This window comes from Flavobacterium sp. (assembly GCF_031409475.1).
Lineage (GTDB): Bacteria > Bacteroidota > Bacteroidia > Flavobacteriales > Flavobacteriaceae > Flavobacterium.
The window spans coordinates 127,982-136,881 of the sequence record NZ_JANNXH010000002.1 but is presented as its reverse complement, the minus strand read 5'-3'; the positions used below and the strand labels follow the sequence as shown (position 1 = coordinate 136,881).

The 8,900-nt window shown below is 34.5% G+C and carries 10 protein-coding genes and 1 pseudogene; 2 read left to right on the top strand and 9 right to left on the bottom strand.

Annotation, left to right across the window (positions count from 1 at the left end):
• The 3 genes and pseudogenes from RMO53_RS00675 to RMO53_RS00665 all read right to left on the bottom strand — a co-directional run.
• Positions 1–407, bottom strand: a pseudogene (locus tag RMO53_RS00675) (alpha/beta hydrolase); the annotation flags it as partial.
• 172 nt (positions 408–579) lie between these two features.
• Positions 580–1,191: a hypothetical protein gene (locus RMO53_RS00670; protein WP_310377420.1), complete on the bottom strand. Its 612-nt coding sequence runs from the start codon at positions 1,189–1,191 to the stop codon at positions 580–582.
• A 235-nt stretch (positions 1,192–1,426) separates the two neighbouring features.
• Positions 1,427–2,362: an SPOR domain-containing protein gene (locus RMO53_RS00665; RefSeq protein ID WP_310377419.1), complete on the bottom strand. Its 936-nt coding sequence runs from the start codon at positions 2,360–2,362 to the stop codon at positions 1,427–1,429.
• A 102-nt stretch (positions 2,363–2,464) separates the two neighbouring features.
• Here RMO53_RS00665 and dprA point away from each other — a divergent pair, with 102 nt between their 5' ends.
• Complete coding sequence (gene dprA, locus RMO53_RS00660; protein ID WP_310377418.1) at positions 2,465–3,577, top strand: DNA-processing protein DprA; 1,113 nt, start codon at positions 2,465–2,467, stop codon at positions 3,575–3,577.
• A gap of 136 nt (positions 3,578–3,713) precedes the next feature.
• Here dprA and trpS read toward each other — a convergent pair whose 3' ends face one another.
• Together trpS and RMO53_RS00650 are read right to left on the bottom strand one after the other, a co-directional pair.
• Entirely contained in the window at positions 3,714–4,685 is a 972-nt protein-coding gene (gene trpS, locus RMO53_RS00655; RefSeq protein WP_310377417.1) for a tryptophan--tRNA ligase, read from the bottom strand.
• Between the two features lie 84 nt (positions 4,686–4,769).
• Positions 4,770–5,267: a GxxExxY protein gene (locus RMO53_RS00650; RefSeq protein WP_310377416.1), complete on the bottom strand. Its 498-nt coding sequence runs from the start codon at positions 5,265–5,267 to the stop codon at positions 4,770–4,772.
• 41 nt (positions 5,268–5,308) lie between these two features.
• On the opposite strand from RMO53_RS00650, the gene RMO53_RS00645 reads away from it, so the two are divergent.
• On the top strand, positions 5,309–6,055 hold the full coding sequence (locus RMO53_RS00645) for a lysophospholipid acyltransferase family protein (protein ID WP_310377415.1): 747 nt from the start codon (positions 5,309–5,311) through the stop codon (positions 6,053–6,055).
• Between the two features lie 150 nt (positions 6,056–6,205).
• Here RMO53_RS00645 and recA read toward each other — a convergent pair whose 3' ends face one another.
• From recA to RMO53_RS00625, 4 genes are all read right to left on the bottom strand, one after another.
• Complete coding sequence (recA, locus tag RMO53_RS00640; protein WP_310377422.1) at positions 6,206–7,210, bottom strand: recombinase RecA; 1,005 nt, start codon at positions 7,208–7,210, stop codon at positions 6,206–6,208.
• A gap of 200 nt (positions 7,211–7,410) precedes the next feature.
• Complete coding sequence (locus tag RMO53_RS00635) at positions 7,411–7,620, bottom strand: helix-turn-helix transcriptional regulator (RefSeq protein ID WP_310377414.1); 210 nt, start codon at positions 7,618–7,620, stop codon at positions 7,411–7,413.
• 2 nt (positions 7,621–7,622) lie between these two features.
• Positions 7,623–8,135 carry a DUF2975 domain-containing protein gene (locus RMO53_RS00630; protein WP_310377413.1) on the bottom strand — a complete coding sequence of 171 codons (513 nt, stop codon included), beginning with the start codon at positions 8,133–8,135 and terminating at the stop codon, positions 7,623–7,625.
• Between the two features lie 142 nt (positions 8,136–8,277).
• On the bottom strand, positions 8,278–8,787 hold the full coding sequence (locus RMO53_RS00625; protein ID WP_310377412.1) for an acyl-CoA thioesterase: 510 nt from the start codon (positions 8,785–8,787) through the stop codon (positions 8,278–8,280).
• Positions 8,788–8,900: the final 113 nt, after the last annotated feature.

Genomic DNA, 8,900 nt, shown 5'->3' with positions numbered 1-8,900 from the left:
CCACCAATTGAAAATCCACCAACGTAAAAATTTTGGCCAATAAGTTTGTGTTTTGAAGTTACATCTTTAAGAATTTTGTCAAAAGTTTGTTGGCTTAAAATGTCTACACCAAAAGATAAAACGCCATCTTGAAAAGTTGGGCTAATTGTCAATATTCCATTTTGAGCTAATTTTTTTGGTAAGTCAGTCTCCTGTAAAACGCTTTCTGCTGTTTCCCCAAAACCTGGAACAAGAAACAAATATCCTGTCCAAGGAAGTTTTGGGGGATAAATAATTGTGTAACAGTTTTTTGTTGTGTCATTTTTTTCTAGGAAAACAGTCTCTATTTTAGGATTAGTTACTGTTTGTGCATTGCAACTAATTACAAAAAGCGAAAAAGCCAGCATTATTAAAAATAATCTATTCATAAATGTCTGTTCTTTGTTTATGTTGTGCGCTACGCTTGCGGGTAACGTCTTGCTGTTTTGAGTTGGCTGGAAGTTCGTAACCGCTCAATTTTCGGCTTAACGAAAACTTGATGCGAAACGTTAATTCCACTAAACTTCGGCTAGCTCAAATTGGCTGTTGGGCGATGCATTTTTAATCTTCTAATTTTATGTAACGCAATTCAGAATTACCACAAACAATTTCCGTCCTTCCTTTTTCAGTTTCTTCGCCAGTATTCATTTGTCTTAATTGGTTATTATTTTTATCTATTCCAAACCACCAAATTTGATTATCAGAAAATACAAATTCATAGGAATAAATGCTTTCATGTGTACTTTTCGAAAACCTTATATTTTCGGATTTAATCAGTTTTAATTCTTTTGTTATTTTGTTTTGTTCAAAAAATAGAAATTTATTTTGTTCAATAATTAATAATTGATCATTTATAGAATCCTTGTGATTTTGAAATCCCCAATTTGATCCAGTTTCTTTAAGCTTCCATTTTCCAATAATACTTACTATTAACTTAATTCTAGCTATCGGTTTCAACGAATCAGATTTTGTTTTAGCTATTTTTCCTAAATCATTATTTGGATTCAATTCATTAACATACTGAAAAATTCCTGCCGCGCTAGAATATTCTAATTTGCTGAGATATTCTTTACCTTCATCAAACATTTTTTTTTGATATCCTGGAGCTTTCCATTCTTGTGACCAAACTTGGCTAATACTAAATAAGATTATCGTTAAAATATATTTTTTCATTTATATTCTTTTATTCGGTTTTCAGAATGTTTCGCCAAACTTTTATATAGGTCTGCTAAAATCAGACTTATCACCTTAAATTTTGGTGGCTTGGTCAGATAACCGTCAGTCCTATCACTTTTCAAATATATAAACATTTTATTATAAATTACAAATCCTCTTGTAACGAATGGATAATCTTCAAAGTGAGTTTAAACAAAAAAAAACCTATTCGGTTAAGAATAGGTTTCTGTTTTTATAGTGATTCAACCAGAACCCAAGCATCAGGATTGTCGGTTTTTTGAATAACTTTTTTTGCTTTTTCCGCTTCGGCAAACGTGGCGTAACTTCCGTAAAGAACCGGAAATAGTCCGTATTTATTTTGTGCAATACGTCGCGCTTTATAGCCTTGATTGGAGAGTGTTTCGAATATTTTTTGGGCATTTGCTTCTTTCCTAAAAGCACCAGCCATAATATGATAGGATAATTTTTCCTCTTTCACGGTAAGAGTTACCGCAGGAATTGGATTCTCGATAAAGAAAGTCGCTTGTTGTATTTTATTTTGAACTTGTTTTTGAACCGCGGTTTCAACAAGAATAGTTTGAGTGGTAATTTGGTTTTGGTACAATGGATAACCAATGCTTCCCGCAAGACCTAATCCAAGTACAAAAACCGCTGCATATTTCAAATAAGCACTTGTTTTTCTTCTTTCTGGAATGAAATCTATAACGTCTTTTTCGGCAATAGCTTCTATTTTTTGTTCGAAAAGTTCTCGTTTTACAAGTGGCGAAACAAACGCACTTAAACCAAAAGAGTTGGTCAAATAATTGGTTTGATCATTTGGGGTAAAAATTAAATTTTTATCGGCGTTAAGCGAAAAATTCCCCACGTTTTTTATAGCAAACAAGCCATTTTCTTGCAACGCTTTTTTCCAAAGAAAAACCTCATATTGAATTGCACTTACCGCATATTCATAAGATGTTTTTTCGGATTGTGCGATATGATTGGCCAGTAATCCGTCGTTATTTTTTAGATAGGAATTAAAAGAAATCAATTTTTTTGGAGGAAAAAACGAATTAGAGCTTTCTATCAATTGAGCCGATTGTATTTCGGTCAAAAACGCTCCGAAACCCGGAACGGTTACACATTGATAACGGTATAAAAGCTGGGCGATGTAGGGTTCGATGTTCATAGACACAAAGTTATACAATGAAAATAGTTATCAAAATTTTATTCACAATTTTTATTAACAATTCGCATAAATTTTTATACTTTTCAACTTCAAACGATTCCTATGACAGACCAGGATTTATTTCATTTATTGGCATTGCTCCAAGTAGATGGTGTTGGCGACATTATGGCCAAAAAATTGATTGCGCATTGCGGCAGTGCCGAAGCTGTTTTCAAAACCAAAACTTCACAAATCGCTGCTATTGATGGCGTTGGTTCTATTTTACTTCGGAATTTAAAAAACAAAACAGTTTTTGAAAAAGCAGAACAAGAGCTAAACTATATCAATGCAAACGAAATCAACGTTGCTTATTTTCAAGACGAAAATTATCCGGATCGGTTGAAACATTGCATCGATGGACCGGTTTTGTTGTTTACTTCTGGAAACATAGATTTAAAAAATAAAAAAATCATCAGCATTGTGGGAACGCGGCAAATTACGTCTTACGGAATGGAGTTTTGCCGAAAACTCATTGAAGATTTATCGCCTCTAGATCCTGTAATCGTGAGTGGTTTTGCTTATGGCGTTGATATTTTCGCACATCAGTTGGCGATGGATAATAATTTGCAAACGATAGGCGTTGTGGCACATGGGTTGAACCAAATTTACCCCAAAACCCACAAGAAATATGTTGCCAAAGTCGAAGAAAACGGCGGTTTCATGACCGAATTTTGGAGTTCGTCAAATCCCGATAAAGAAAATTTTGTTCGCAGAAATAGGATCGTTGCAGGAATTTCCGAAGCTACAATCGTCATCGAATCTGCCGAAAGAGGCGGTTCGTTAATCACGGCTAACATCGCCAATGATTACAATCGTGATGTTTTTGCAGTTCCGGGAAGAACATCAGATAAGTTCAGTCAAGGTTGTAACAACTTGATAAAAACCCAAAAAGCAAACCTGCTAACTAGTGCCGCAGATTTAATTTACATCCTGAATTGGGAGATTGCTTCGCAAGCTCGCAATGACAGAAAAGCGGTACAAAAACAACTCTTCGTTACACTTGAACCCGACGAACAAAAAGTATATGATTATCTCCTCAAAAACGGAAAAGAATTGATGGATATTATTGCTTTGCGTTGTGATTTCCCTATTTATAAAATCTCAGGAATGCTACTAAATATGGAACTCAAAGGCGTGATTCGACCGTTGCCAGGGAAATTGTTTGAGGCAATTTGATGGGATTAACATTTAATATTTTAAACCATATAAGATGTATAAGGTCATTTAAGTTTTGGTTTCCCGAACAAAAATTAAACATTTGACTATTATAGTCTTAAATGAACTTATATGCCTTATATGGTTAATTTAATTCTTACTCAAACCCTAATTTTTCTCTTACTCTTGCCACAACACCACTGGCCACAACACTTGCTTTTTGGGCACCCACTTTCAATAAAGCATCTACTTCGGCAAGATTATTCATGTAGTAATTGTATTTTTCTCTTTCGGTTTTGAATCTTTCTTCAATCAGTTCGAACAAGGCTTGTTTAGCATGACCATAACCATAATTACCACCAAGGTAATTGGCTTTCATGGTTTGAATTTGGCTTTCGTTTGCTAATAATTTATAAAGTGCAAAAGCATTGCAAGTATCCGGGTTTTTTGGTGCTTCGAGTGGTGTACTATCGGTTTCGATGCTCATTATTTGTTTGCGTAAGGCTTTGTCATCCAAGAAAATGTTGATGAAATTATTGGCCGATTTGCTCATTTTTCCACCATCGGTTCCCGGAACATACATGCTGTCTTGTTGTACAATTGCTTCGGGAATGACGAATGTTTCTCCCATTTGGTGGTTAAAGCGCGAAGCCACATCACGCGTAATTTCTAAATGTTGCAATTGGTCTTTTCCTACGGGAACAAAATTAGCATCGTACAATAAAATATCCGCAGCCATCAGCATTGGATACGAAAACAATCCTGCGTTGACATCTTCTAATCTGTCGGCTTTGTCTTTGAAAGAATGTGCCAATGTCAATCTTTGGAAAGGGAAAAAACAACTCAAATACCAAGACAACTCCGCAGTTTGTGGCACATCAGACTGGCGGTAAAAAACTACTTTGTTCACATCTAAACCACAAGCAAGCCAAGCAGCAGCAGTACTGTACGTATTTTCTCTTAATGTTTTGCCGTTTTTAATTTGAGTTATCGAATGCAAATCAGCAATGAAAAGAAACGATTCGTTTTTCGGATTATTCGACAACTCGATTGCGGGAATGATTGCGCCAAGTAAGTTTCCTAGATGTGGTGTTCCTGTACTTTGAACGCCAGTGAGTATTTTTGCCATTATGTTTTTTTATTAACCGCAAAGTTCGCAAAGTTTTTCGCAAAGGACACGGGAGATTTAAGTTTTTTGTTAAGTTCGCAAAGTTTATAAATTATTTACAACTCTTCTAATTCCGTTTTTTAATAGAACTTCGTTGAAGTTTATTAATAGTCCGAGTTTATAATTTCCAAGTTTTAAGTACGTTAAAGTCTGAGCTAAGTGAATTTCACACAATGACTCTACACTTTTAAGTTCAATTATTAATTTGTTTTCTACCAATATATCAACACGGTAACCACAATCTAATTTTACATCTTCAAAGATTAAAGGCAAAGTTTTTTCTTTTTCAACAAAAAGGCCATATTGGTTTATTTTATAAAACAAACATTCTTTATAAGCGTTTTCTAATAAACCAGGACCAAGACCTCTGTGAACATCTATGGCTAAACCGATTATAATTTTAGAAATTTCATTTTCAGTCATTGTTTCCTTTTTACTTTGCGAAAAACTTTCTGCACTTTGCTGTTGATTTAATACAAAGTTAATTGTTTTACCAAAAGTTAAACAGCTTCTTTTTTTACTTTGCGAAAAAACTTTGAGCACTTTGCGGTTAGACTCACTTAGTTTTCCTTACTTTTGAAGCTATGAGAGGAATAAAAATAATTTTTTGGCTGGTTTGGCATGTCTGGTTTTACGTCGTTATGGCGATTCCTATAATTATTATGTTTCCTTTTTTGTTTGCTTCTATTTTGACCGAAAGCGGCTATCCTTACTATTTTAAAATGGCGAGAATTTGGGCAAAATGCATTCTTTTTGGAATGGGATTTTATTATAAAGTTGGAAAAATGCAAGCTTTAGACAAGGATAAAAATTATGTTTTTATAGCCAATCACACTTCGATGCTAGATATTATGTTGATGCTTGCTGTTGTAAAAAAACCATTTGTTTTTGTTGGAAAAAAAGAATTATCAAAGATTCCGTTGTTCGGTTTCTTCTACAAAAGAACCTGTATTTTAGTCGATAGAGATTCTTCAAGAAGTAGAGGCGAAGTTTTTAAAAGAGCCCAAAAACGAATCAATCAAGGATTGAGTATTTGTATTTTCCCCGAAGGAAAAGTTCCTGATGATCAATCAATAGTTTTAGACGAATTTAAAAGCGGTGCTTTTAGACTCGCCATTGACCATCAATTAACAATAGTTCCAATTGTATTTCCAGATAATAAAGCTAGGTATTCGTATACTGTTTTGAGCGGAAGTCCGGGCGTTTTAAGGGTAAATATTTTGCCTTTTATCGCTACTAAGGGCAAAACAAAATTAGACGCAAATGAAATTCGCAAACAATCTTGGAATTTAATCCACACAGAATTGTTAGCGTTTGAAAAGAAAAAGTAGGTTATGTCATTGCGAGGAACGAAGCAATCCTAGTAGTTGCTCAATTTAGTTGTTCTCGATATGAGATTGCTTTGCTTCGTGCCTTGCAACTTCTAGCAATGACACTAAGTAAAAAAAAAGTCCCGCATTTGCAGGACTCATTTATAATTTTTAAGCGTTATTTTCTTTGATTTTAGCTTTTATTTTTTCTTCTAATTCGTCGGCTAATTCTGGATTATCTTTAATTAAAGATTTCACTGCATCACGACCTTGTCCTAATTTGGTCTCACCATAACTAAACCAAGAACCCGCTTTTTTGATGATTTCAAATTCAACGGCTAAGTCTAATATTTCGCCCGTTTTTGAAATTCCTTCGCCATACATAATGTCGAATTCGGCAACTTTAAATGGTGGAGCGACTTTGTTTTTTACGACTTTAACTTTGGTTCTGTTACCAAGTACGTTATCGCCATCTTTTATTTGAGTCGAACGACGAATATCCAAACGAACCGAAGCATAAAACTTCAAGGCATTTCCACCTGTTGTGGTTTCTGGATTTCCGAACATGACACCAATTTTCTCTCTCAACTGGTTGATGAAGAAAACCGTACAATTTGTTTTGCTAATCGTTCCGGTTAATTTTCTCAAAGCTTGCGACATCAAACGAGCGTGAAGCCCCATTTTTGAATCACCCATTTCGCCTTCGATTTCACTTTTTGGAGTCAAAGCCGCAACCGAGTCAATCACGACAATATCAATCGCGCCAGAGCGAATCAAATTCTCGGCAATTTCTAATGCTTGTTCCCCGTTGTCCGGTTGTGATATGATTAAGTTTTCGATATCAACCCCTAATTTTTCGGCATAATTTCTGTCGAAAGCGTGTTCAGCATCTATAAAAGCCGCAATTCCTCCCGCTTTTTGAGCTTCGGCAATGGCGTGCAAAGTCAAGGTTGTTTTTCCTGAAGATTCTGGACCGTATATTTCGATCACTCTTCCTCTTGGATAACCGCCAACTCCCAAAGCTAAATCGATTCCTAAAGATCCAGACGAAATAGTTTCTACTTCCTCAATGGCTTTGTCGCCCATTTTCATCACGGTGCCTTTTCCGTAGGTTTTATCTAGTTTGTCAAGTGTAAGTTGTAGTGCTTTTAATTTGGCTTCTTTCTCTGAACTCATCTTTTCTTTCATTTATATTTTATGTTTCTCTTTTTGTAAAAATACTTCTTTTTTTGGAAGTAGCAAGGGGAATGTTTTTTGAAAAATTTATTTACTTTTTTTGGAGCTATTCCAGCTATTCGTTTCAATCTTTTGCTTTTTTAAAGGAAAAAGCAAAAGGATTTCCACTGCTATCTGGGCTAAAAATGTAAAAAGAAAACTTATTCCTCATTTACAAACTCCATAATATCTCCAGGCTGACATTCCAGAATTTCACAAATTAGTTCTAAAGTTGAAAACCGAATTGCCCTTGCTTTACCTGTTTTCAGAATAGAAAGATTGGCCGTCGTAATGCCAATTCGTTCCGCCAATTCATTGGAACGCATTTTTCTTTTGGCAAGCATTACATCAAGATTTACAATGATTGGCATAATTATATTGTTAAATCGTTTTCTTCCTTCGTCATTTTAGCGATATTGAACACTTCACTTAACACTAAAAAGAAAAGTCCAGAAATAGCAGTAAGAAATATATATCCAAAAGGAAAACTACCCTTTAAAACACCATTGTTTAGTAGAATATAATTTCCAGCAATAATTAAAATTAAAATAAGTAAAGCAGTAAACATAAGTGAAGTTCCTATATTTTTTAAAAACCTAATATTCTGATTGTCAAAAATTATGCATTTGTCAAAAAGCGCAATCAATTTTCTTAGGTTGAAAAGAGCATTGAATATAGAGCCAAGTAAGATTAGGGAAAGTAGTATTAATAAAATAGTCTCCTGTGGACTTGGTATAATTTTTTCTCCAAAAATGTCTATCGAAGTTTTGAATGAGTCTTCTGAAATTATCACAAACACAAAAATTATTGCAACTGTAAATGTTCCTACAATTGTAGTGTACCAAAAAAAATCTAATAGTGTTTTTAAAACTTTAACCTTTTTCATGATTTTATTGCTTTTAGAGTTATAACAAAAATATAAAATATTATTGATAAACAATAATAAAAGACTAAAAAACAATAATTTTATAAAAAACTAAATAGATTAGATTCAACTTAACTCATTTTAAATATGGTAATTAAGTGTTTCAAACAAACAACGCCTTCAACTCTGTTGCTTCTTCGGGTTTTATTTTTCCAGCCAAGAGCAAACTCAATTGTTTACGTCTCAAAGCAGCATCGTAACGTTTTATTTCTAATTCGGTTTCTGGGATTATAGCCGGAACTTCTACAGGTCTTCCAGTATCATCAACGGCTACAAAAGTATAAATGGCTTCGTTGGCTTTGGTACGATTGCCCGATTGTCGGTCTTCGACCCAAACGTCGATGTAAATTTCCATCGAAGTTTTGAATGCTCTGGAGACTTTTGCCTCAACAATAACAACACTTCCCAGCGGAATCGCTTTGTTGAAAGCTACGTGATTTACGGATGCCGTTACGCCTATTCTGCGGGAATGTCTTCCTGAAGCGATGCTTGCAGCACGATCCATTCTTGCCAATAATTCGCCGCCAAAAAGATTGTTCAACGGATTTGTTTCGCTTGGCAAAACTAAATCGGTTAATATTGTGAGGGATTCTGAAGGATGTTTAGGAGTCATAATTTAGTTTTTTTCAACCATATAAGTCATATAAGGTCATTTAAGTTTGTTGTTGTAAAAATATAATTCATTCTCGGAAATAGCAAAAAGTTACTTTGAGTAATACACATAAA

Excerpts from the sequence above, each read along its gene's own strand:
- RMO53_RS00630 (WP_310377413.1), bottom strand. The coding sequence starts at position 8,135 with ATGAAAAAGGTTAAAGTTTTAAAAACACTATTAGATTTTTTTTGGTAC.
- RMO53_RS00670 (WP_310377420.1), bottom strand. The coding sequence starts at position 1,191 with ATGAAAAAATATATTTTAACGATAATCTTATTTAGTATTAGCCAAGTT.
- RMO53_RS00625 (WP_310377412.1), bottom strand. The coding sequence starts at position 8,787 with ATGACTCCTAAACATCCTTCAGAATCCCTCACAATATTAACCGATTTA.
- RMO53_RS00665 (WP_310377419.1), bottom strand. The coding sequence starts at position 2,362 with ATGAACATCGAACCCTACATCGCCCAGCTTTTATACCGTTATCAATGT.
- recA (WP_310377422.1), bottom strand. The coding sequence starts at position 7,210 with ATGAGTTCAGAGAAAGAAGCCAAATTAAAAGCACTACAACTTACACTT.
- RMO53_RS00645 (WP_310377415.1), top strand. The coding sequence starts at position 5,309 with ATGAGAGGAATAAAAATAATTTTTTGGCTGGTTTGGCATGTCTGGTTT.
- trpS (WP_310377417.1), bottom strand. The coding sequence starts at position 4,685 with ATGGCAAAAATACTCACTGGCGTTCAAAGTACAGGAACACCACATCTA.
- RMO53_RS00635 (WP_310377414.1), bottom strand. The coding sequence starts at position 7,620 with ATGCCAATCATTGTAAATCTTGATGTAATGCTTGCCAAAAGAAAAATG.
- dprA (WP_310377418.1), top strand. The coding sequence starts at position 2,465 with ATGACAGACCAGGATTTATTTCATTTATTGGCATTGCTCCAAGTAGAT.